Below are 24,591 nucleotides of genomic sequence, written 5' to 3' on the forward strand. Positions count from 1 at the left end.
CTTTGAAATCAATAAAATTAAAAATAAAACTCATCAAACTACTATGAATGGTTTGTTTTATCTCTAACTTGAGTGCATATTATTACTTCATAAGCATCTTGCTCGCTTAATTTTGCCTTATTAAACTCTTCTACGCTTATCTCACATTTAACATCTTTATTAGTAACACCACCAGCATCATAGTTGATATGATATTTGCCATTTTCTTGAGTAAGAAACATACCATAGGCGCTAAAAATAGCCTTTTCCATTATACAATCCTTACTTTAAATTTTATTGATAACCTCTTTATTCAATAGTGATGAATCTATGACTGCTTCAGCACCTCATCTTGGTTTATACCTATCGGGCACCCGAAAAATCGTTTAACCCAAATCATTGCCAGATGGCATACGTAATCTTGTTGAGTTTAGTATGGCGACTCTGATTGGTAGACTCCCTAATTTAACTTACCCATCCTCACATATTAAACATACGCTTTACAAAGGTTTTTTAAATAATTTTATCAAGTGCATGGTTTTTGTTTCCTTGCACAAAAAATCATAAAAAAGCTTTTACTCAAGAAGAATATAGTTACCTCCGGGACACTCTATAATAAATTCACAAACTCACTCTTACTGCCAGTGATCCAGTAATTCTATCCACATTTCTTTTTCACCAGGAATAACTCTAACAACATCTCTATTTTCTTTTATGTATTGCATATACTTTTGATATATAGCCCTGATTGTTACAGTCTTTTCAGAGCGAGAACCCTCAATTAGGTATATTAATTCTTCAAGATAATTGGGTGATTCAACCCTGGTTTTGAAAAATTCTTTCAGATAGTCAAGCACGTCATTGTATGAATGGTAATTCATTTATTCCTCCGGCAAAATATCAATATCATCAAAGCTTACCTCTCGTTTTTCAGCATACATTTGTTGTACGCCACCTTTACCGTACTCAGGATAAGCATTTGTAAACTGTTCTAACGGCGCGCCTATTGCGTCCCCGAACATCCTTGGATGCCGTACTTGAGGAGTGCCATTTTCATATAACTGCAACGTATCAAACCTTCCTCTAATTCTTGCATCACTCCATGAAACATCCCCAGGTAAAGTTGGATCAACTTTCTCCGGTCCTTTTATCTGAAAAGCATCACGAGCTGTTTTACCGGTTTCAAATTTTTCGAATCCAAAATATGTAACTGGAGCTTTTTTATTTTCAAGGAGACCAGGAACCCACTTATCTACGCTTCCATCGTCCTTCAAGTATCGGACATACCTATAAGCTGTGGATGGCATTGTCGCACTTGGCCCTGCTGGCCCAACATAGAAATCCGGTTTATCCTTATTTCCACTACTACACCGACTCAGCCCCCAAGGATCCACCCAACCCAGCGCATTCGGGGCATACTGGTAAAGGTTGATCCCGCCCGCCAGCCCTATCGGATCATGCTGGGTAAACCGTCCGCTGTCCGGATCATAATAACGAAACAGATTGTAGTGCAGTCCGGTTTCCCGGTCCAGGTACTGGCCCTGCATACGCAGGTTCTGCTGAACGACAGGCATCCGCTGGCTGGATTCACGCAGCAGCTTGCCCCACGGGCTGTTGATACCTTCCCAGGCTTTTTGCCCTTCACCGTCAGTCAGCAGCTCCGGCATTCCATTGGCCGCATTATGGAACCAGTAAATCTCCGGGCTTTCAACACTATCAATACGGGCCAGCGGCTCATAGCTCTGGCTGTCGCTGTAGACGTAGGTCAGCGGGATCCCGTTGTGGATTTCCTGCAGCAGGCGGTAACCTTCCCACACAAAGCGCGTCGTGACGGCGTTCCCCGACGGTCTTCCCTGCAACAGCTGCTGGCTGGTTTTACTGATGCGGCGCCCAAGCGGATCGTAGCGGAAACTCACCTTTGTACGCGGCTTGTTACGGTCCCGTGGCTCGCTGATCACATCCGTCAGGCGATGCTCACCATCATAGCGATATCGCCAGCGGGTATGCCCGTCATCTTTCTCAGTGGTACGGCCATGAATGTCATATTGCCAGCGGATACCGTTCAGTCCGGTGACGCGGTTATGCATGACATGAGCGGCACTATGGCGATCCAGCGGGTTGCCTGCGCCATCCCAGCGCCACTTTTCATTACCCGGCTGCGCACCGTCCTGTGACAACAGCCGGCCGGCGTTATCGTAGTTCCATAATGTCTGGCTGAACGGATTATCGTCGCGCTCTTCACGGATCAGGTTGTTGCCGTAATCGAAGTCGCGCCGGCGGGACCAGACGCGCGGTGCAGGACGCTGTGAGTCACCCTTAAACACGTCACGGCGGCGCAGTCTGCCTAAGCGATCGTATTCACTGCGCATGGTCAGGCCGCCCTGCGTCCGGCTGAGTTCCCGATGCAGTGTATCCCGGGTAAATTCCGTGACCGGCAGGTTGTCTAATGCGATGCTCAGCAGATGCCCGCTACCATAATAAAGCTGCTTCAGGTTGCGGCCATCCGGCAGCGTCAGGGCAGTGCAGTTGCCCAGCGCGTCATACTCCCACGCCAGTTCGCCCTGCTCCCCCTGCTCAGCAACGATGCGGCCCAGCACATCATACTTAAAGGTAATCTCCTGCTCGGCCTGCTGGCTCCACTCGGTGTCAGACAGCGGCAGATGCTGCGACACTTTACCCAGTTGGCCGCCGCCACTGTAGTGATAGCGCGTCTGGCCTTCCGGCGTGGTCCGCGCCAGCAGTTGCCCCGCACGGCTCCAGTGATAGCGATGGGTAATGGACTGAGGATGTCCGGCGGCAAAGGTGCGTGATACCGTGCGGCCCGCCGCATCATAGTCATATCGTGTGGCAACACCATCCAGCCCGACCTGGGCCAGCAACAGAGAATCTGCGCCCCACTCGAACTGATACTGCTCGCCGTTCTCATTTTGCAGCGCCGTCAACCGGCCACGGCTGTCCCAGCTTCGCTGAACCGTCTCACCCTGCGCATTACGGTTGGCGATCAATCGCCCGACATTGTCGTAACGGAATTCACTGCGCTTGCCATCAGCCGATTCATAGGCCAGCGGCAGTCCGTTTTCACTCCAGTGCAACCGCTCTTCCCATCCTTCTGCGCGTTCCAGCTGAAGAGGACGGCCTGCTGCATCATAGTGATAACGGGTTTCTTCACCATCCGGCGCGATGACACAGCTGAGCCAGCCCAGGGGATGATAACGGTAGCGCGTGGTCAGCCCTGAACAGTCGGTTTCACGGATAACCTGGCCGGCATCATTAAACTCACGGCGGTAGCTATTACCTGCTGCGTCAGTCTCTTCGACAACCAGTCCGAACTCATCCCGCTGATAGAGCGTGCTTTGCCCGAGCGCATCAACAACGCGCTCAAGGCCGTGATGGGGATCGTAATAGTATTTCGTTGTGGAACCGTCTGCTCCGGCAACAACCGTGGGCAGCGAACGGTGTGACAGCCATTGCACCGCCTGCACACCACCGTCAGAATCCTTCTCTTCAACACGGTTGCCCAGATCGTCATAGGTGAAGCTCACCGCGTTGCCCAGCGGATCGATGCGACGCGTCAGGAGTTCGTTTTCATCCCACTCATAACGCCACTTCTCGCCGCGCTCGTCGATAAAACAGGTGATGAGGCCCGCGGCATTCCAGTGGTGTTCGCGCTGCTGACCGTCATAGGTCGACACGCGCGTGATGCCCGCCTCAAGATCGTAATGCATGTGGCAGCCATCACCGCTGTTGGTGCGGTTTTCTATAACGCGCCAGTGATCCAGCTTCTGCCAGCGATATTCACTCTCCAGCCCGCCCGGCAGTTGGTGCCAGACCATCAATCCATCGTCGTTGTAACGGAAGCGTCGTGAGACAACGCCTGCGGCATCAGTAACGCTGGTAAGCTGGCCCCGATCATTGTAGGTCCAGCGCGTGAGAGGCCAGTTCTGATCGCCATCAAAATGGCTGGCTGATGTCGGACGCCGCGCGTGCTGTTTGTCGTCGTAGTGCAGCGTGACGTCAATCGCCAGCGGCGCGTCATGGATACGCACCAGGCGGGCCTGTTCATCCCAGCCCATCTCCAGCGCATTACCGTACTCGTCGCTCAGTGAAGCCAGGCGCAGCACCTGCGGATCAGCGGCCGTGCGCCTGTAAAGACGCCATACCGCACCGTCATCATCGGCAATGGCGATATCGCCAGACTCGTTGCGGCGCACCATCAGCCCTTCGCTGATGCTGTAGAGCACCTCTTTTTCACCGGGAACGTCAAAACTCAGTTCGCGCCCGTTGTCATCAAACCAGGTTGCCCGATTCCCTTCCAGCGTCAGGTAGCTGTCAAACACCGTGGCCCAGCCCTGACCAAACAAGCCAGCGCGCTGAGTCAGACTGTTATAGCTGCGCTGAAAACTGAGCGGGAAACGTCCGGGAAGGGAAAAATCGCGCTCTGCATCATCATTAAGGACTTTGACGCCGGTCGCCGCATGAACCGGAAACAGCGACGAGAAGGCCGCATTGATAGCCATGTCCGCCGCCATACCGCCCACGGCACCGGCCAGCGCGCAGGGCATGTTTTTGATGATCTGACCGGGGCGACCACGGATGAGGGAAAGGCCGATCATCATCACAGCCAGGCCTGGCACCTTGCCGCTTTTTATCTCTCGTACCGTAACGGTTTGACCACCAATGATGACATTGGGGGAAACATCGTCGCTGACGGTGGCGTCACAGGTGGTTTTATCCTTTGCGCGCACTGCAGGCTGGCCATTGATAAAGACGCTTTTCGATCCCTGAGCCAGATATTGCGGTGCGCTGTGTTTTTCACAGGCCACTTTGTCCTGCTCCAGCGGAGAGGTGCCCGCATCGGCGGAGGCTACCGTGGGCTGCCACATTGCACTGCCAAACTGGCCGACCGCAGAGAGCAACATGCCGCCATAGTCGGCGAAGCTCTGCGGCGATTGTGGTTCCGGTGGCGGTGTCTCGCCGGGCGTGAGCATCCCGGCCGCGCGTGCGGCTAATAGACCATTAACGTAGACATTCACTGATCCAGTGGCGATTACTCCGGCAGGTGACGGCGGGAATATCATGTTACCCAGCCCATCGGCCGCTTTACTGATCTCTTGTGACAGACCAACGGCATTGGCCAGTACACCTCCCAGAATACCGCTGAGCAGGCAACTGTTACCCACGGCTGCTACACTCGCCGCTGCCGCCCCTGTGCCCAGCAGGGGCGCTGCCGAGACGATAGCAGCACCCACTGCGGCACCAATGACGGCATAGGCCGCACCTTCCGCAACAATGCTTGTGATATCAGCGAAAATGCTGGAGTGAATGATCTCGTCGCCCACGCGGGCAGCAGGGTTATCCATAGGTTATGCTTTCCGTGGATTGTTCAGACTCAGGCTTTGTTTAAATGCACTCCAGCGCTGTCCATCCTCTTCATTGAATGGACGCATGGCTGAGAGCGTAAAAATCATTAAGATGTTCGAGTCAGGCACCTGTGTAGCAAGCTGTTTCTGCCACACTGCCTGCCCGTTACGGTCAAATACGGTTTCAACTTCAACGGCGTGTAATGTGTTATCCACACCTGCCATCAAACGTACAAATTCAGTCTGCTGGATATGGCCCATCTGACTCCGCAATGTGTCCCACTGACGCTGGAACTCTTTTTCAGCATCACTGCCCTCAGAAATAACGCCACGGCTCACAACCCATGCCAGCCCACTGGCTTCATCGCGGAGAATATTCATGGTGGTGTCCTGCCAGGCAGCAGGAAAAAGCGCAAAGGCGCCCTCATTGAATTGGTAATGCATATTGGGTATCCGTTTTATTAATTGTTTGTGGCGGGTGGAATCAGGCTATGGTATTCGCCATCAACGTTATCGGCATTAGTGAGTATCTGTGTATTATTACGCGCAACTTTAATGTCGAAAAGTCGATGCGTAATATCAGGATCGCCACCGCAACTGGCGTCGTGATTATCTTCACGAACCGTAATGACAAAGAAACTTTCATCACTGCTGTCGTCAAGATCGTATCGCAGGCATTTCTCATCGAGGGTGGTCAGTTGCCAGGTATGAATTGCTTCGGTTGCAGCGCTGATAGCCTGGTCAGCGCTGATTTCGCTTTGCTCTGCCCCCATGTCTGTTTTCAACATGATGCAACTGACCTTTCCCTGGTCAATCTGAAACATCAACTGTTTCCCGCCAGACGGGTAGACAAGCCAATGCTGATTATCACTGTTATCTTCTTTTCCGGGTCCATAGGCTTGCTGAACCTGTTCCAGGCTATCGCCTACCTTTATATTTCGGGACGTCGGCACATTGGCATTTTCCAGTAGGATCTCAGCCAGAACCGTGTGGCTGGCATCTCCCACCGCCGCCGCGCTGAACAACTCAAAGCCGTCATAGCTATGCTGGAAGTAGTTGTACTGCTGGTTATTGATAGCCACTTCTCCGGCCAGAACTGAACTCAGAGCCTTACCAGCCCGTACGAAGCTTTCATTGCTCCATGTGTCTCCGGGAGTGAAAGCATAGTCGTTTAGCAGAACGGAAAAATCGCCCTCGTTAAGGGCAGGAACAGACGATTCCGTGCTGGATTCGGCCCTGGCAATGCAGGATAAAACCATGAGAACAGACACAAATATAAGGCTGGTGAAAAAACGATTTACAATCATTGTGTTTTTATCGGGGGTTGACAATAGAAAACAAGAAGGGTATTTAATCACTAAGAGCAACGTAATTAAAATCTTTTAAATTAAAAAATTACTCACACTTCAACATTATGTGGGGTGGAGAGTACATATCACCACCCTAATAAAACCCATAACATTATTATAATGTCATTCTTATTACTTGAAATACAGTAAAAATCTCACTTGAGTGATAATGAAAATTATCATTCCCACTTGCCACCTTGCTTAACAAGCGTTTTATTACCCTGTACCACCTTCAATTCAAGCGGATTAAAGCTCACAACATAATCTACACCGCTATTATTGAAAAGCATCCCTTCAGCTTTATTTGAGTTTACAGGTTGCGTAGTTTTACCTTCAAGAGTAATTTGTTTTCCATCTTTATTTCTGAGGCCTATGTATTTAACCTTATCACACACAGTATAAAAACCCCCACAGCTATTCAATAAAGTAATCGTGAAATCAGATGTAGACAAAACCTTCATATCTGATTTTAAATCTCCTTCACTAACATCTTTCTCAAGATTATAAGTTTTTGGCGCATAAAAATCCCCATTCTCAGGGTCTTTGATTAACTTCCATAAAACTTTATTATCTTTAAGTTCTAAATTTGCTTTACCCTTCACTCCGCCAAATGAAGAATCAAATTCAATCAAAGCATTTTTACCGTTTGCCGTACCTTTGAGATTGCTGTCATTATCATCAGGGCAATCTATTTTATTTCCGCCCCTTGTCACATAACAATAACTACCCGTTATGTTATTATTATTCTGTTTTAATTTTAATGTTAGAGTGGAATATAGTGATCCATTATCATTTTTCTCTTGCCCACTCCACTGACCAGTAAAATTATCAGAAGCAAACAAGGATAATGAAGAAATTGACAACAAAACCGCTAAGCTAAATCCAACTTTATTCATTTGATTAACCTTTAAAATCCAGACAATCATTAACCCTATTAATCCAGCCGTTAAGATTAGGTAAATTTTTAGGATCAGATATAGTCAGGTTAGTATAATATTGCTTTCTGATTTCAGCAATGCTATTGGTTAGTTTACCTGAATCTTCAATACTATTCATAGCAGAAATTGTATCAGGCCCAATCACACCATCAACCTTCAAATTTTGTCCATATTGGCTATTTAACAGTTTTTGAATCTGCTTTCCGGCCCCACCAGATGTAATGCTCCAGTCATAGGACATCAAAGCTAATTTAGGATCCTTAATATCATTAAAACCACTTGGGTCCCAGTATCTTTTTTTATAAATAACCTCAGCCTGCTCTGGCGTGATTTTTTTTAAATTTTCTAATGTCGGCTCAACACCTAAATCCTCTTTTGAATATTTTTTCCATGTATCCCATGCAATACCATGGTTTGTTGGGCCGCCCTTGTCAGATGCACGGTTTGCATAGCCACCTTCATGTCTTAATATTATTGGAGAAATGGTGGAAAAATTGTCACCATTTTTTGGTGTTGCCACTACACTGGGTTTAATAAAAGCCGCCTTCGGAGCCGCCTGTCCTTTCTGCTTCGGCGGGAACAGATTCTCTACGGCCTGGCTGATATTCTGTTTATGACTGGAGCCCGGTGCGCTTGTGCCCGGCTTCGCGCCATCCGTGTTCAGGTTCAGTTTGCCGCCAGAGGTGGTGATATGACCATCACCCTGCACAAAAATATTGAAGCCCTTGCCCACAATATTAATCTGGCCATTCGCATTCAGTTCGATAGCACTCTCTCCGCATTCAAGGCGAAGTTTAGTCCCCGAACCCACTACATAGGTATCGACCACCGCATCGAGTTTGCCCTTACCGGTCAGCCGCTCTTCGCCCCCTTTTACACCGTGGACACGGTTGGTTTCGACACGGTAGAGCTCATTGCCGCCCGCATAATGGCTGTGATTGTTGGCGACTGAATGGCTGGCGTCATTTTTAACATGGGTATCCATGTTCTTCTGCGCCTGAATCCACAGGTGTTCCTCACCCGACTTATCCTCAAACCTTAACGCGTTCGCGGTGTCCGCCGTGCCATCCTTCGACCGGCTCAGAAAGCCCATCTGCGTCGCTGCCGCCGGCAGCGCCCACGGCGGCATGCTTGCCTCGTTGTAAACCCGGCCGATGATCAGCGGACGATCCGGATCGCCGTTGATGAAGTCCACCACCACTTCGTCGTTCACTCGCGGGATCTGCACCCCGCCGAATCCCTGACCCGCCCAGGCGCTGGAGACGCGCACCCAGCAGGAGCTGGTGTCATCGCCCTTCGCCAGCCGGTCCCAGTGAAACTTCACCTTTACCCGGCCGTAGCGGTCGGTCCAGATCGACTCGCCTTTGGGTCCCACCACCTTCGCCGTCTGCGGGCCGTGCGTTTTCGGCCACGCCGTTTCGGGCGGCGTGCGGTAGGTCACTGACGACGGCAGCACCGTGAAGTGGATGTTGTGACGGCTGTCGCCGGTGTCGCCGCTGGCGTAGGCGTTCTCGGCGAAGTCATAGGTCGCCGAGGTCACCAGATACTCGCCGTTGTCGCTGAAGTGCGGCGCGTTGATGATCGAGAAGGTAAAGCCCGGCGCGATGCCGGTGGCCGTGCCCGACCCGCTGACGCTGTGGTGCTCGGCCTGCCACACCTCCTGACGGATGCGCGCGTAGGACTCGCCGTGGCTGTGGTCGACAAAATGGCCCGGCCAGTCGTAAACGTCCACCGAGCCCGGCACCGGCGACGCCGGGTTCTGGCGGGCCTGCAGCATCCAGGCGTTCGGCTTGCGGAAGTCGTAGTCGTCGGTGCTGTAGATGCCCGGCGTCACGCTCTCCGCCAGCGACCACTGGCTGATACCCTCCTCAGTGACCACGCCGCCCGACGGGGTGACGTGATAGGCAATGGTCTCATAGCCCGGAAACGCCTGATGCTGGTCCGGCGCGTCACACAGCACCAGCGTGTGTTTGTCCGCCTCGTGGCGGAAGAAGTAGTAAATCCCCTCCAGCTCCATCAGGCGGCTGATAAAGTCCAGGCTGCTCTCCTGATACTGCACGCAGTATTCCCACACCCGGTAGCTGCCCGCCAGGCGCGTCTCCACGTTGACCCCGTACTCCTTCAGCAGCGTCTGCACAATCTGCGGCACCGTCTGGCTCTGGAAGATGCGCAGGTTGCGGTCGCGCTTCATCGGCCACAGGTCCGGCTCGACCGTCAGCTCATAGACCGCGTAGCGGGTGCCGCTCAGCTCCTGGCTGCGCACCGCCACCCGGGTGATTTTGCCGTTGAGGTAGCGCGGGCTCAGCGCGTTCATCAGCCCGTCGGTCGGCAGCGTAAACGTCACCGGCTTCCCCAGCAGGGCGTGGCGGTCGATGCGCGCGTCGGTGGCCAGCAGTTCAGCGGTGAGCACAAACGGACGGGACAGCGTCTCGGTGCCCTTAAGCGTATGGAACAGCAGGCCGTCCGCCGGCAGCTGTGCAGTAATGCGTGAGAACATAAGTAATCCCTGACTATTAACTGTGTGGATCGAGCAACCAGACACCTTCTTCACTGATGTTCAGCGTTTGTTCGCGGGTGCCACTCTGGCCGCTGATGGCAAAGGTGTAGTTGCCCGGTGCCAGTTGCAGCGTGGCGAAGCCATTCACCGCCGGCACCAGCGCCTGCGGCTGACCGTTCACCTGAACGCGTTCACCCTGCTGCAGACGGATATAGACCTGGGCGACCGGAGCGGGTGGTGGTGCCGGTTGTGGATCGGGTTCACGCGCGGCGGTCTGCGCGGGCTCAGACGTCTGAGCCGCAGTGCTGGCAACGGTATCCGGCGGGGCCTCAGTCTGAGTCGGAGGCGCGGCAACCGGCTGGTTAACCGGCGCGACAGCGGCGGAAGGTGCGCTGTTCTGCGCCATCTCATCCGGCGGTGACTGCTCGTTGCCGCGTGACATCAGCAGACCGGCGCCCAGGCCGACCAGCACGCCAGCGGCAACCAGGCCCGGCAGTGCAAAGCGGTGTCCCAGCAGCGTTTTCAGCGGCGAGGCGGGTTTGATCACCTCCTCTTCTTCTTCAATCGGCACCAGCATGGTGCCCGGTCCGCTGATTTTTGCGCTAAGCAGCGGTTCCGGTTCACGTTCCGGTAGCGCCATCAGCGCAGCAAAATCATCAATGCTCTGCGGACGATCTTCCGGTTTCAGCGCCAGCGCGCGATCGACGGCGCTGAGTAGTGCCGTCGAGTAGCCTGCCAGACGACGCTGCACCAGCGGCTGGTAGTTATCTTCGATGCTGCGCACCACGCTGACCGGCGGTGGCGCACCGGTGATCAGGGTATGCAGCACCGCGCCCAGCGCGTAAATATCGGTCCACGCGCCCTGCTCACTCTCATCGTTGTCGCTGTACTGCTCAATCGGCGCATAGCCGGGACGCAGCATCGTCTCGCTCTCATCCGACAGATTGCCGATAGTTTTACGCGCCGACCCGAAGTCCAGCAGGATTGGCTCGCCGCTGCTCTGGATCTGGATGTTATCCAGGGAAATATCGCGGTGCAGATAGCCCGCTTCATGGATGGTCTTGATCGCCCCCAGCAGCGGCGGCAGCAGGCGACGGATCCAGGCCTCATTTACCGACTGCGGATTACGTTCGCTGAAGTTCGAGAGTGTGGTGCCGCTGTAGAACACCGTGCCCATGTAGGCGGTGTCGTTCTGCACCCAGAAACGCAGCACATGCAGCAGGTTCGGATGATTAAAGCGCGCCAGCAGACGCGCCTCCTGAATAAAGCTGTTTAGTCCGGCGTGAAAGGTTTTGCTGAACCGTTCGCTGCGCAGCACCAGATTCAGATCATCGCTGCGCACTGCCAGTGAGGCGGGCATAAACTCTTTGATCGCGATATCACGCTCAAGCTGGTGATCCCAGGCGCGATAGACGATGCCAAAGCCGCCACCGCCGATGACCTCTTTGATTTCAAACTCATTGAAGCGGTAACCCAGCGGCAAGGCGTTGGGGACATTCAGGGGTTGATCATGTTCCGACATATTCGATTACTCTCTGATAGCCAGGCTTTAAACCGCGAACTGGCAGACAAATTCACCCTGCTCACAACGCACATCGACACGGCGATAGCATTCATCACGGGCGTGGGCGCTCAGCAGGATCTGGCTCATCTGTGGCAACAGCGTGTTGGTAAGGATGGCATCCACCATGCGACCGCCCGACTCGACTTCGGTGCAGCGCTGCACGATCTGGCTCACCACCGACTCGTCGATCTGCGCTTCAATGCCGTGGTTATCATCCAGACGACGCACAATGCGCGCCAGCTGCAGCCGCACAATCTCCGCCAGCATCGCGTCGCTGAGCGGGTAATACGGCACCACCAGCAGACGGCCCAGCAGCGCAGGCGGGAACACCTCCAGCAGCGGCTTACGCAGCGCGGTGCTCAGGGCGTCGGGGTCGGGCATCAGTTCAGGATCGGCACACATCGCGCTGATTAACTGCGTGCCGACATTGGAAGTCAGAATGATGATGGTGTTGCGGAAATCGATGTGCCGGCCTTCGCCATCCTCCATCCAGCCTTTATCAAATACCTGGAAGAAGAGCTCATGCACATCCGGATGGGCTTTCTCAATCTCATCCAGCAGCACCACGCTGTAGGGGCGACGGCGAACGGCTTCGGTCAGCACGCCGCCCTCGCCGTAGCCGACGTAGCCCGGCGGTGCCCCTTTCAGCGTCGAGACGGTGTGCGCCTCCTGAAACTCACTCATGTTGATGGTGATGATGTTCTGCTCGCCGCCGTACAGCGACTCGGCCAGCGCCAGCGCGGTTTCGGTTTTGCCGACACCGGAAGGCCCGCACAGCATAAACACGCCGACCGGCTTGTTGGGATTATCAAGGCGCGCGCGCGAGGTGCGTACCCGTCTGGCGATCAGATCCAGACCGTGACGCTGGCCAATGACCCGCTGGTTCAGGGTATCGGCCAGATTCAGCACCGCGTCGATCTCATTCTTCACCATTCTGCCCAGCGGAATGCCGGTCCAGTCCGACACCACGGCAGCCACCACGCCCGCATCGACGGCGGCAAACAGCAGCGGCGTGTCGCCCTGCAGCGCAGTAAGCTGCTGCTGCGTCGCATCACGCTGTTCACGCAGCGCCGCATCCTCTTCTGTCACACAGCGGGCGCGCAACGCAATCAGCGTCTCGACCAGTTCGCGCTCCTGCAGCCAGCGCTGTTGCAGCGCTTCCCGCTCGGCTTCCAGCGCAGTGCGCTGCGCTGCAATCGCCTGCTGGCGGGTGGCGTCGCCCAGGCCCACCCGGATTTCACGTTCGATGATCTCTGCTTCAATCTCCAGCGCCGCCAGACGGTGAAGACAATCTTCCAGCGCCGCGGGCTGCGCGCCCTGGCTAACTGCCACGCGGGCGCAGGCGGTATCCAGCAGCGCCACCGCTTTGTCAGGCAGCTGGCGCGCCGGAATGTAGCGATGCGACAGTTTCACCGCCGCACTGACCGCATCATCCAGCAACAGCACCCGATGATGTTTCTCCAGTGCGCTGACGGTGCTGCGCAGCATCAGAATCGCTCTGGCTTCATCCGGCTCCTGCACCTGTACGGTCTGGAAGCGACGGGTCAGCGCCGGATCTTTCTCAATGTACTTTTTGTATTCCGCCCAGGTGGTCGCGCCGATGGTGCGCAGCTGTCCACGTGCCAGCGCCGGTTTCAGCAGGTTGGCGGCATCACCGGTGCCCTGCTGACCCCCTGCGCCCACCAGGGTGTGGATCTCATCAACAAACAGCACAATTGGCGTCGGGCTGGACTGCACCTCATTGATCAGCGCCTGCAGTCGCGCTTCAAACTCCCCTTTCATGCCGGCACCCGCCTGCAGCATGCCGATGTCCAGCAGCCAGAGCTGCACATCGCGCAGCGGCGCAGGCACATCACCCGCCGCGATACGCAGCGCAAGGCCTTCGACCACCGCGGTTTTGCCGACGCCCGCTTCGCCGGTCAGCAACGGGTTGTTCTGGCGGCGACGCATCAGGATATCGACCATCTGGCGGATTTCGTCGTCACGTCCGGTTACCGGATCAATGCGGCCTTCACGGGCGCGCGCCGTCAGGTCCTGCGCATACTGTTCCAGCGTGCTGCCACTGGCGGCGGGCGGTGCGCCGCCAGCATCCGCCGGTGCGCTCAGCGCCTGCTGCGCTTCTTTGCTATTGCCGAGCAGCGTGTCGAATTCCGCCAGCAGCGCATCGGCGTTGACGCGGCTGAACTGACCGGAGATGCCTTTCAGCACGCTGGCCAGGTTGAAGGTTTTCAGTATGCCGATAAGCAGATGGCCGCCGCGAATGCGGGTCGCGCCATATTTCAGCGAGGCGTAAACCCACGCCCGTTCAACGGCGCTGTCGATATGCTCGGAGAGGTCGGAGACCGCACTGGCACCGCGCGGCAGGCGATCCAGCGCGGCAACGATGTCCTGAGTCAGGGCCTTTTCATCCAGTGAAAAATGTGTGATGACCTGCTGTAAGTCGCCATCCTGCTGCTGCATCAGCTGATGCAGCCAGTGCACCAGTTCGACATAGGGATTGCCGCGCAATTTGCAAAAGGCGGTGGCGCTTTCCAGCGAGGTAAATAACAGCGTATCCAGTTTGCCGAATAGCACGGCACGGCTGATTTCTGACATAGGGGGCTCTCTTCAATGAAAGACGCAGGCTGTGTAACAGGGAAAGCGGCTGGGCTAGCGCGAAGCAGCCTCAACCTCAAACATAAAATCTTCACGATCTTGCGGCTGCGGCGCATGCCCCAGCCAGCTGGTATAGCCGAGTCGGGCAGTTCCACCCAGCGTCACACCCTGTACCTCGTCAGCGGCCAGGATCAGGCTGAGATCCCACTGCATTTCAATGCCGAGGTAGTGACGCACCCAGTCGCGTACTTCACGCGCGCCGGGGGCATCCGGCAGAAAACGGGCATACTGCGCCGCGCTGAGCGGTCCCAGATGAAGACGGAAACGGTGCTGCACGTCGCGCACCGCCACGCCGAGAAATGCAGAAGCGCCCAGCCGGGGCATATGGCGTCCCGCGCCGAGTCGGGCCTGATCGCGGCTGTCCAGCGTCAGCCAGTGCGGCAGGTTCTGTGTCAGCCTGACCGGCACGCCAAAGTAGTGGCGCAGAATGCGCACCAGCCCTTCGGCATCGTGGCCGTGGCGGCTGAGGTGGCCCACCAGCATCAGTCGGGCATGGAGGCTGAGCGAACTGGCCTGCTGCTGGGCCGGTAAACCGATGCCCGCCAGGCAGGCGAGATAGTTCAGGAAGCGACTGTCGTCGGGGCGATCCAGCGACACGGTCGGCTGCGCATCGGCCCAGGCACGATAAAAAAGCAGCGTGGCGCGATGGTGAAACAGGTCAGCAAACGCCGACAGGCTGTGATCCTGATGATGCACGATACGTTCATGCACATATTCGGTCAGATGGGTCGGCAGCGGGCCGTTGGGGCCAAACAGCCCGAAGCTGTAGATGGAGAGCTCATGACGTCCCGCCTCGTCACGCGGCGTGGCGCTGGCGACGGTGGCGGGCGCAAACGCCAGTGACGGTGTCTGACCGATACGCACCGATTCGAACTTCGGCAGCGGCGCACGGCCCAGCGGATAGCGCTGACCGCCCTGCGCATCCAGCCGCCGCAGCAGCTGGAACAGATCGTAACGCCACGGCGCGGCCATCACCCGCTGCCAGAAATCATCCGGCAGACGGGTGAGCCGGGGCAGCGAAATCACCTTTTCGCCACTCATATCAGCGCTTTCCGGCCCATGCGCGGCGGCCAGTAGCCCACTTCTCCACGCTGCTGGCTGTTCAGGGTGAACTCCGTGAAGCTGTTCAGCGCCACAAGGCGGCCACAGACCCGCTCCAGCACGCTGCCGAACAGCCACGGGCTGGCCCCCGAAAACGCCTGCTCATCCACTTCCAGCGTGATGCTAACGCCGCGCGCAAATACCACCGGGCCCGGCTCCGGCACGCGGCGGTTGACCGCGCTGAGCGTGCAGTGGCGGATGCCGTCAATCTGACGTGCGACCGGCGCTTCCGCCAGGTTGGCGTAGAGGCTCAGCAGCTGACGCAGCGCCGCCGCGCCTTCTCCGTCGCTGCTGTCCATCAGGCTGAGGTAGTTCATCTGCAGATGGCTGATCAGCCGCCACGCGGAAAGTCCCTCGGCCAGCGCCGGACGCGGAGGCGTCGGCCCTTTGCACAGCTTCAGCTCCGATACCGGAATGGAGTCCGGCATCACGAAGTTACCCTGATCCTGCTGCAGCATCAGCGGCAGATCGCGGCTGGTACACATCACGTCCGCGGAGAGATAGCGCACCTCGTCGTGCCACGGCGCGTGATGCTCATCCACCAGCGACAGAAAGACTTCTGAGCCGATGTAACCGGTGCGCGTGCCGTAGCGCTGCGCCTGCTCGGACAGCGTACGCTGTTCGCGGCGCAGTGAAAAATAGGCACCGTAATCGCCCTGGTCACCGCTGAAGGTGCTCCAGAACGGACGGAAAACCTGCTCTTCGCGCTTGCCCTCTACCGTAGCGAACAGCCGCTGCACCGAGTGCACCTCATAATCCAGCGGACGGATGTTATCTACCACCAGATGATATTCATGCTGGCTGTCGCTGACCTTCAGGCGCTCGGCGGTTTTCGGAAACAGATTGATGACAGGCGTGCAGTGCAGCGCCAGATGGCTGTGATCGACCACGCTTTCCAGTGCGCTGTCCGCTTTGTCGAGCAGAATGATGATGTCGAACGCCATGGCATTGTCGCAGCGGCGCAGAAACGGGGCCAGCTGGCTCAGACTGATAAACTGGAAGCGCGCCGGAAAGGCGAAATACTCCTGCAACAGACGATAGCCGTCAAAGTTGCGCAGATCGTCCGGCAGCAGCGCCTGCTCCGGCGCAAAGCCCTGCTGCTGTAACGCGTCATCTGTCAGCACCTGACGCTGCGGACGCTTCTCAACCGACTGCAGCACGATGCCCACCCGGTGCTGCATCAGCAACTCCAGCAGTTTAAGCGCCTGGATATCCGGGCCGCTGAGAAACAGCATCAGATCGTCCACGCTGAGCTGACTGAGCGAGGAGATCCCTTCGCAGCTGATGCGGATACGCAGCGCACTGACCGCGCCCAGGCCGCCGAGTTTCAGCTCGCCAGAGGGCAGATCGCCGGGCACGCCGCCGAGACTGGCTTCACTGATGCGCAGCGGATGCAGTACCACATCGTGCGCGGTGGTGTAGCTGCAGGTCACGCCGGTTTTTTTCAGGTTCTGGCTCTCCATCATGGTGCCGCGCGGCACGCGAAAGCCCTGGGTGATGTCGCCTTTGCGGCTGTCCGGCGTCAGCTGAGCGATCGCCATTGACGGCGTTGGCGAGAGATAGGATGGCGCAATCATCTCCAGCAGACGCTGCGAGAAACGCGGAAACTCCGCATCCATCTTCAGCTGCACGCGCGACGTCAGGAAGGCAAAACCTTCCATCAGCCGCTCGACATAGGGGTCCGCCACGTCAATGCCGCGCATGCCAAGACGTCCTGCCACTTTAGGGTAGCGCGCAGCGAACTCGGCCCCCATCTCACGCAGGTAGGCGAGTTCACGGTTGTAATAGTCGAGCAGATTGCTGTCCATGATTACCCTGCATCCTGTAGTTCGAAATGGCCGCTCTCCAGATCAACCTGAGTGCGGAACAGAAACGCCAGCGGATAAGGCACGCACCAGAGCCGCCCTTTGATCTCAATCGACAGCACGTTGTGCAGGCTGAGCGAGCCGAGATCGCTGACGCAGCGCACCTGTAAACCCTGCGGCAGGATGCGCGGCTCGAAGTGCAGAATGGCGTTGGTCATTTTGCGCTGCATATCCTGCCATTCGATATCGGAGACGTTCTGCCCGGCCAGCGGTGCCACACCGAAGTTCCAGACAGAGCGCTGCACCTGATCAAAGCCGCTGAGATCCTGCTGCGCTTCATTGTTGATGGTGTTGAACAGCCACTGCAGATCGCGCAGTACGTGGCGGCGCAGCGTGCTGTGAGTGATCAGCATGCTGTTGTCCGCTTCCTGCTGTTTATCCGGTGCGTTATCGGTCAGGCGATCCAACAGCGAGGATTGCAGCTTGTCGCGGGCGGTTAACGCATCACGTTTTTTACGCGCGCGAAAGCCGCCATGCAGCTGGGCATAGCCGTCGTTTTGCGCGCCTGAATCATGGCTCATCGGCGGACTCAACACTGTCAAACGCGACCTGCTGCAGGCTCAGCAGCGAAAATTCCGCGCTGTCGCTGAGCCACATTTTTTGCCCCTGGCCGATAAACTGGTCCGGATCCTCACCCAGCGGCTGCCATTCGGTGACGCTGGCGCGCAGAAAACGTTCGTCAGATGCCGCCAGCAGCGGATAGCGCGCCGGGATCTGGCACACCTGCTCACTGCCATCAACAAGCTGCACACGCGTGTGACGCCACACCAGATCGGTGACGCTGGCGGGTGCCTGAAACTGCATCTCACGAATGGCGGCAAACGGGATCCAGTAATAACGGCCCTGACTGATAACTTCACACACTGGCCCGAAACGGCTGTCGCCATCCATCAGCCAGCTGAATGCGGTGGGCTGATCCTGCTGCGTTGCGGTGCCGGGATTGGCCGCCGCGAGCTCAAGCGCTTCAGCCCGCAGCGTGCTGCCGCGCGCGACATCACCCGCTACCTCGGCCTGCAAGGCGGCCAGCAGCGTGTCGCACCAGTGCCAGGCGCTGCCCGGCAGCACCGGGTCGGCCTGGCCACGCAGCACCGCGTCACGCTGCAGCTCACCGGCGATCGCCTGTTGCAGCAGATTAACCGTCGGTTGCGCCTGCGGGCTTAACGCCAGCCAGGATTGCAGCTGCGTCTGCGCGCGCGCCCAGTTGCCGGAAAGACAGAGCAACTGCACAAAGGCGGCCCGCAGGTCAGCATTCGCCGGATTCGCCTGAATCTGGCGGGTCACGTCAGCGAGCGTCTCGCCGAGGGTGGCGCTGGCCAGACGGTGTTGTAAGGATTCCATGCAAACTCCTTTTGCGTCAGTTAAGGGTGCGGTAGACCGCAGCGGCGGGATCTTTCAGTTCAGGATGGAGTTTTTCCACCAGCTGCACGCTCAGCGCGGCATCGCCGCTGATCCACGGCGACCAGACTTTACGCACTTCCTGCAGACGTGCCTGCAGTGCACTCTGGTCGGCCGCTTCGCTGGCGGGCATCTGCACCACCACCTGACGCGTTGCCTGCCAGCCGTTAAAGCGGTTGCTGAACGGCAGAATCAGCCAGCTATCCGGAGATTTTTCATTGCTCAGCACCATGCGTTCACTGTTGACCGTGGTGATGTGCAGTTCTGCTGTGGGCGACTGATTGCTCAGCCCCATCACCGGAAAACCCTGCAGGAAGGTCACGCCGACTGCCGCAGGTGTGCCGTTACCCTGTTGCGTCAGGCGGCTGTGTCCGCTGAGCCAGCCATCCGAACCACAGATCAGCCCCTGCTTTGCCGGAACAAACAGCGCACTGCCCTGTGCCGGGTGCTGCCACCAGGTGCGGAAATGGCAGCCGTCCAGCAGACTGAATTGCAGCCACGGCGACGTGTCGGCCTGAGCGGCGTTGCGCAGTGCGTCTGCGGGGACCGCTGTAGCCGTCGGCTGGACCGGCTGCGTCGCGGGCGGCGTCACCACAGTTTTCCACTGCTGCGCACGGGCGGCGCTGCCAGTAGCAATTTCACTCCCCTGCGCATCGGTCAGTTGCCAGTGCAACTGTTGCAGCGGTTTACACTGTGACGCCATCAGTCCGGCAACGCGCGGCAGAAAATCTTTCAGCACCGCGGCGTTTTTTTCGCCCAGGGTTACGATGCGCAGGTTAATGGTGCTGTTACACCAGCTCGACAGCTGATTGTTTCTTACGTCATCAATCCAGACATCCAGTTTCTGTGCCGGGGACTGTACGATGCGATAGTTTTCAGCATAAGCCTGCGTGCTGAGCAGCAGCGCAGCCAGACCCAGTAATCCATATTTCATGTTGGCGTTCTCAATCTCGCAGAGGGAAGAACTGCGCCGCTTCAGAGAGCGAGTGCAGCAAGGTGGTGTCCTGAGGTGAACCAATCCAGACGGCCAGCGCGCTGAAATTATCCTGCTGCCCCTGATCCGGCTGATCGTTCCTGATGATTTGCTGCATCAGCGTCAGCCACTCTTCCGGCGTATTCACCATGTGCAGCGACTGCTGCATCTGTTCCAGCGTCACGCCGTGCCAGAAACCATCGGTGCAGAGTAAAAAGGCGTCGCCATCTTCAATCCCGACCACCTCGCTGTAGCTGGCGTCGCGCTGCTCATCGCCCATACCCAGCGCAAAATAGAGCAGATTGCTGTTGATGCCTTCGGTGCGATGTCCGGCGTCTTTCATCTGCTGCACCAGGCTGTGGTCGGTGGTGACCAGATAGAGATAGCCGCGACGGAACAGATAGAGGCGGCTGTCGCCTGCATGGGCCCAGCAGGCCAGATGGTAGTCGCGGTCAATAAACAGGCTGACCAGCGTAGTGCCCATCCGGCTGTGTTCGCTACTGGCTTTCTGCTGCTGACGGATGGCGTGATTCGCCTGATTGACGTAGTTACGAATCGACTGCGCATTGAGATGCGCATCGCCATCAAACGCCTGCAGCAGGCTGCTGCGGGCAATCGATGCCGCGATGTCCCCGCCGGGAAACCCGGCTACACCGTCGCAGACCACAAAGCAGGCCGAGCGCTTACCGATGACATCACCGATCTGATCCTGGTTACTGGCGCGATCGCCCTGATTCGACGTCGAGGCAATAGTGATATTCATGCGTCATCCGTGTGGGTTTGTGAGTCTTTGTACTGATTAACTTCCAGGTCATAGGCGTGCAGGAACGCTTCGCCGAACAGGGTGTGGAAATCGTCTTCGATCTCGCCCGCCGTCTCGCCGTAGCGCTCAACAAAATGCTCCCAGAGCGCCGCTTTACGGCTGCCCGGCAGGCCGATACGTGACACCGATCCCGCCTGACGCGCCTCCTCCTCCAGCTGCTCCGGGTTAAAGGATTGCAGCATTGAGGCGATGATGGCGCGGATACCGGCGATCATGCCCAGCTGGTGCGCCTGCAGATCGATCAGCGCATCACGCACAGCCTGACGCGGCGGCATAAAGCCCGGCATCCGGCTGCCAAACATCTGCATTAAGACGGTTTTGCCTGAAGGCAGCAGCTTGAACGGGTTGTTGGCGTCGTCGAGGATCACCGTCATGTCTGCCTTCACGCCGCGCTTGAGGATCGAACGCGAAGAGAGCAGCGCCACCGTACCCTGCGAAAACATGCTCAGCATCTGCCCGAATTGCAGCATCTGCTCACGGTCAAATTGCGGCGTCGGTTGCAGGTCGCGCAGACCCATTCCCTCCAGCAACGCATCCAGCAGTTCGCCTTTAAGGGCATCACCGCTGCTCTCGCTGGGTGTCGTCGGGTGCGCGGCGGCGGCATGATGGCGACCGGAAGCTACGGGATCGATGCGCAACCGCCCTTTCGGCGTCGGTGATGGCGTACGCTGTACCGCCTGCGGCGTGGGCAGCGTAATTCCGCCGTAATCGATCTGTGGATTTACCGCGTCAGACTGGCCGGGCAGTTCCTCGTCAATCAGCGGTGTCTGCTGCTGTGCCTCAGGGTGAGGCTGGCTGTGAGTCTCATGCTGTGATTCGTCGAAGCTGAACAACGGTGAGTGATCGGTGTCGTTCAGGCTGGCGGGATCCTGCTCCGATGGACGTGCGGCCATCGGCTCATTTTTTGCCACCGGTTGAGGTGGCACATGCAACGTGGCCGGTTTCGGCGTCGTCAGCTCCGGCTGCGCCAGCGGCACCGCGTTGCCCATCATCAGACCCAGCGGATCATCATGGTTGCGCGCATCCGTGCTGCTCTCGCCGTCAAACAGGCTCAGCGGATCAAGTTCAGCGGCAGGCGTTTCAACCTGCGGTGGCGCCGTGTTTTGCTGAGCAGACAGCGTGCTTGGCGTCCGGTCGTCAAAAATACTCTGCTGCCCGAACAGCGCATCGCCTTCATCAAACAGGCTGCTGTTTTTTGGCTGCTGACCATAATCCAGCGGCGCATCGTTAATCAGCTGAGCCAGCGGATCTTCCGGATTTCGGTCAGGACGAGCGGGCGCAGTCAGCGGATGGGCCTCAGGCATCTCTGGCGCAGCTTTGCGTTTAGAGAGATCGTCCGAAATCGAAAACTCTTTCGCCAGGCTGTCCCAGATTTCGCTGGGAATGGCGGCGGTGGTGCTGGCTTTTTCCGCTGCCGGTTCGCGAGCGGGTGCTACGGACTGCACCGGCTCAGGACGCGGAACAGCCCTTTCACTCTGCGGCTGCTGCGCACTGTTGAGATCGCTGACCAGCAATTGGTAATCATCGATGCCCAGTATGTCTCCATCCTGCAGCTCAACCTGACGTCCGCGTTCCAGCGGAATATCGTTGAGTAACACGCGCGTCACATTGCCACGGTTGGTCAGGCGACATTCGCCATTTGCCGTGATGTGCACAATCGCCTGCAGGCGGGAGAGTGTGCGATCGTCATCCGGCAGCACCAGGTTATTATCCACACCACGACCAATGGTGCCGCCAGGCGGAAAGAAATCACAATGAGTTTGCGGCGGCTGTTGGCCGGGTTTAGTCGTTATTATCGTAAAGCGCATAACGGATTCCTGCGGTTAGCGGTTCGGCATCTATACCGCGCACCTCTCGGGAAAGGCGCGGGGTATAGAAAGCGGGGGGATTTAATTTTGGGAGTTGTTTTTTAAATACTCTGCCACTGGATTAATTCAATTCTTTAAACAGAGGTAGAGTTATATTTATTTAAGAAGATGAAGCTGCGTTAACGGCTTATTTTTAATTAACATACAGGGTAAACATTAAAATAGCTGCAAAGATGATTGCATTACAATCACCAGAAACCACTCTGCTGAAATATCATTTATGCAGAATTATTTACCGGTATTGAAAAAACGGGATTACAGCGTAATGCAGAGAGTGATATTCATAGAGAATGTCGTGCCCAGCCTGTAAACCCTAAGCACGACGACATAATCAGTAAGGCAGTTGCTTCAGAATAGCAGTACGTTCTTTGTCGATGCGGATAACACAGAGGTTGGTGGCAACCGCATTCGCATTGCTGCCTTCTTCAGCGGCAAAAGCTTCCAGCTTGCACTGACCATCACGATACTTCAGCCAGTTACGCTGGGTATCCACCAGCGTGGTGACATAGTCATCAGCCAGTTTTTTCTGCGTTCCGTACATCTGTACAATGCGTTTTTTAGCCGTCTGGTATTCTTTGTTGAGGTCATCTTCCGCCAGCTTCTTCTGCTGAACAGTACACTGAAATAGCGCACCGTCTGAAGGCTGTTTTGCACAGGTATCTTCAGCGAGCGCTGAAGCGCTGATGCAAAGAGACACAGTGATTAAAGCCAATTTATGCAGTCTCTTCATATATTTCTCAGCAGTCTGTACCATCAATGATAAGGAATTAACTTAAGTTTTTTAATTCTTTGCTCGTTAAGTTCAGAAGTACACATATTAATATTAGCGTTACTTAAATCACTTCCCTTATCTGCAGCATAAGAAGCCAGTTTACAATCATTCTCTCTATACTTCAGCCAGGCTCGTTGAGCTTCAGTCAACGCATCCATATACTGGCTTAACTCTTTGTTGTCACCTTTAAAAAGCGTTTCAACTCTGGTCTTAGCCAGCTTATATTCTTTGTTTAAATCAAGCTCAGTTTCGTTCCTGTTTTTCTGGGTGCAGGTATGAACTTCCTGGTCATTATTTCCGCTTGAACAATCACTGGTTGCGAAGACGGGGGAAACATAAAAAACTGTGACGCACAGCAACAAAAAAAATAAGTTCTCATTAAAAATCTCACATGTAATAACACACCTATGTCTGAGAACAAGTGCAGACTCAATATGCAGTAATTTTTATAAACGATGTTATTTAATCACCCCAAGATCCCGAGCAATAACTTTACTTTTAAAGGTTACGATATAATCCCAGAGGCCGTTGCCCTTCTGGCTTGGATAAAACGAATAATCATACTGTCCGTTGGTAAAGCGATAACCCCGGAAGTCGCAGACGTCAGGACAATTTGAATTTATCGTTTCACCTTTAAGAAATATCGATGAATTGTCTTTTACTCTGGTTGACTTAAGCGAAACATCATCACAGGTGACGTTACCTTCATCACAATCATATTCAATATCCGCTTTGAATATTTTTCCTTCAAAGTGTGAAACTGACTTCGCCAAAACAAATGAAGGTGAAACTAAAAGCACTATCATAATCAAATGACTTACTTTCTTCATCATGTGGCAAGTTCCGTATAAGAGTAATTTACATTATACTGCTCAACTTCAGGTTTAATTATCGGCTTCATTTAACTAAACATATTCTCTTTTGAAAATTCGCTGCTGATGTTTAGCGCTGCATCAACTTTTAATTCCCCTAAAAATAAACGCTATTTCTTATACTTATTGTAGAGCGCCTCGGCATCCTGACTTTGGGAAAGCAACGTGCATTTCATCATATTGAAGTTTCCTGTGACCGAGCCAGTCAGGTTCATCTTCAGATACTCATTGATTAACTTATCTCCATCACTGAATGCTTCAACAGGGAGATGACTTACCTCTAACCAGGCTGACGCGCTTTTAAATGCATCATCGGTGAAAGCCTTGTCAGTCGCAGCTTTTCCTGCACAACGGTTCAGAAGCCAGTTGCTGAAAATCTCCGGTTGCTTAAAGGAGTCTGGCGCCGGTGGCGTTATCGCCAGCGCCGCAGGAGATAAAGTCAGAGCAAATAACATCAGGAATTTTTTCATTTCAGTATCCACAAGGAGGCAACATCAGGAACAAAACTACCATTTTCTGCGCCACCCAGGAAGTGACAGGTATCAGAGCAGATATTGATACTCCAGAGTGTCACGTGCCC

At 55.5% G+C, this 24,591-nt stretch carries 20 protein-coding genes; all 20 read right to left on the reverse strand.

The window, feature by feature from the left end; translation table 11 throughout:
• Positions 1–41: 41 nt before the first annotated feature.
• Entirely contained in the window at positions 42–251 is a 210-nt protein-coding gene (locus ACXKZD_RS11415) for a hypothetical protein (protein ID WP_192033599.1), read from the reverse strand.
• A gap of 363 nt (positions 252–614) precedes the next feature.
• Positions 615–860, reverse strand: coding sequence for a hypothetical protein (locus ACXKZD_RS11420; RefSeq protein WP_192033598.1), 246 nt, complete (start codon positions 858–860; stop codon positions 615–617).
• On the reverse strand, positions 861–5,339 hold the full coding sequence (locus ACXKZD_RS11425; protein ID WP_488981614.1) for an RHS repeat-associated core domain-containing protein: 4,479 nt from the start codon (positions 5,337–5,339) through the stop codon (positions 861–863). It abuts the gene before it with no gap.
• A gap of 3 nt (positions 5,340–5,342) precedes the next feature.
• Positions 5,343–5,783, reverse strand: coding sequence for a DcrB-related protein (locus tag ACXKZD_RS11430; protein WP_010246011.1), 441 nt, complete (start codon positions 5,781–5,783; stop codon positions 5,343–5,345).
• Between the two features lie 17 nt (positions 5,784–5,800).
• A complete protein-coding gene (locus ACXKZD_RS11435; RefSeq protein WP_245116664.1) occupies positions 5,801–6,646 on the reverse strand; it encodes a hypothetical protein in 846 nt (281 codons plus the stop codon).
• 221 nt (positions 6,647–6,867) lie between these two features.
• Complete coding sequence (locus tag ACXKZD_RS11440) at positions 6,868–7,584, reverse strand: hypothetical protein (RefSeq protein WP_073999555.1); 717 nt, start codon at positions 7,582–7,584, stop codon at positions 6,868–6,870.
• Positions 7,585–7,588: 4 nt separating this feature from the next.
• A complete protein-coding gene (gene tssI / locus ACXKZD_RS11445) occupies positions 7,589–10,123 on the reverse strand; it encodes a type VI secretion system tip protein TssI/VgrG (protein WP_488981615.1) in 2,535 nt (844 codons plus the stop codon).
• A gap of 16 nt (positions 10,124–10,139) precedes the next feature.
• Positions 10,140–11,645 carry a serine/threonine protein kinase gene (locus ACXKZD_RS11450; RefSeq protein WP_488981616.1) on the reverse strand — a complete coding sequence of 502 codons (1,506 nt, stop codon included), beginning with the start codon at positions 11,643–11,645 and terminating at the stop codon, positions 10,140–10,142.
• A 27-nt stretch (positions 11,646–11,672) separates the two neighbouring features.
• A complete protein-coding gene (tssH, locus tag ACXKZD_RS11455) occupies positions 11,673–14,282 on the reverse strand; it encodes a type VI secretion system ATPase TssH (protein WP_488981617.1) in 2,610 nt (869 codons plus the stop codon).
• A gap of 54 nt (positions 14,283–14,336) precedes the next feature.
• Positions 14,337–15,383: a type VI secretion system baseplate subunit TssG gene (gene tssG / locus ACXKZD_RS11460; protein ID WP_033757372.1), complete on the reverse strand. Its 1,047-nt coding sequence runs from the start codon at positions 15,381–15,383 to the stop codon at positions 14,337–14,339.
• On the reverse strand, positions 15,380–17,251 hold the full coding sequence (gene tssF / locus ACXKZD_RS11465) for a type VI secretion system baseplate subunit TssF (RefSeq protein ID WP_010669908.1): 1,872 nt from the start codon (positions 17,249–17,251) through the stop codon (positions 15,380–15,382). The genes tssG and tssF overlap by 4 nt, the downstream gene beginning before the upstream one ends.
• A 2-nt stretch (positions 17,252–17,253) precedes the next feature.
• Positions 17,254–17,829: a type VI secretion system baseplate subunit TssE gene (tssE, locus tag ACXKZD_RS11470; protein ID WP_010246069.1), complete on the reverse strand. Its 576-nt coding sequence runs from the start codon at positions 17,827–17,829 to the stop codon at positions 17,254–17,256.
• Positions 17,819–18,646, reverse strand: coding sequence for a type VI secretion system accessory protein TagJ (locus ACXKZD_RS11475; RefSeq protein ID WP_425019229.1), 828 nt, complete (start codon positions 18,644–18,646; stop codon positions 17,819–17,821). Before ACXKZD_RS11475 ends, tssE begins: the two co-directional genes overlap by 11 nt.
• A 16-nt stretch (positions 18,647–18,662) precedes the next feature.
• The gene (locus ACXKZD_RS11480) at positions 18,663–19,637 is read right to left on the reverse strand and encodes a hypothetical protein (protein ID WP_488981618.1); all 975 of its coding nucleotides are present in this window, start codon (positions 19,635–19,637) and stop codon (positions 18,663–18,665) included.
• A gap of 10 nt (positions 19,638–19,647) precedes the next feature.
• Positions 19,648–20,439, reverse strand: coding sequence for a PP2C family protein-serine/threonine phosphatase (locus ACXKZD_RS11485; RefSeq protein WP_033779365.1), 792 nt, complete (start codon positions 20,437–20,439; stop codon positions 19,648–19,650).
• A complete protein-coding gene (gene tagH / locus ACXKZD_RS11490) occupies positions 20,436–22,307 on the reverse strand; it encodes a type VI secretion system-associated FHA domain protein TagH (protein ID WP_488981619.1) in 1,872 nt (623 codons plus the stop codon). Before tagH ends, ACXKZD_RS11485 begins: the two co-directional genes overlap by 4 nt.
• Positions 22,308–22,698: 391 nt before the next feature.
• Positions 22,699–23,079: a lysozyme inhibitor LprI family protein gene (locus tag ACXKZD_RS11495; RefSeq protein ID WP_223564668.1), complete on the reverse strand. Its 381-nt coding sequence runs from the start codon at positions 23,077–23,079 to the stop codon at positions 22,699–22,701.
• A 41-nt stretch (positions 23,080–23,120) separates the two neighbouring features.
• Positions 23,121–23,501 carry a lysozyme inhibitor LprI family protein gene (locus ACXKZD_RS11500; RefSeq protein WP_488981620.1) on the reverse strand — a complete coding sequence of 127 codons (381 nt, stop codon included), beginning with the start codon at positions 23,499–23,501 and terminating at the stop codon, positions 23,121–23,123.
• A gap of 96 nt (positions 23,502–23,597) precedes the next feature.
• Positions 23,598–23,972 (reverse strand): hypothetical protein, encoded by a 375-nt coding sequence (locus tag ACXKZD_RS11505; RefSeq protein WP_022625815.1) that lies wholly within the window; start codon positions 23,970–23,972, stop codon positions 23,598–23,600.
• Between the two features lie 149 nt (positions 23,973–24,121).
• A complete protein-coding gene (locus ACXKZD_RS11510; protein WP_033766995.1) occupies positions 24,122–24,481 on the reverse strand; it encodes a T6SS amidase immunity protein Tai4 family protein in 360 nt (119 codons plus the stop codon).
• Positions 24,482–24,591: the final 110 nt, after the last annotated feature.

It is taken from the genome of Pantoea sp. ABR1s (genome assembly GCF_057812235.1).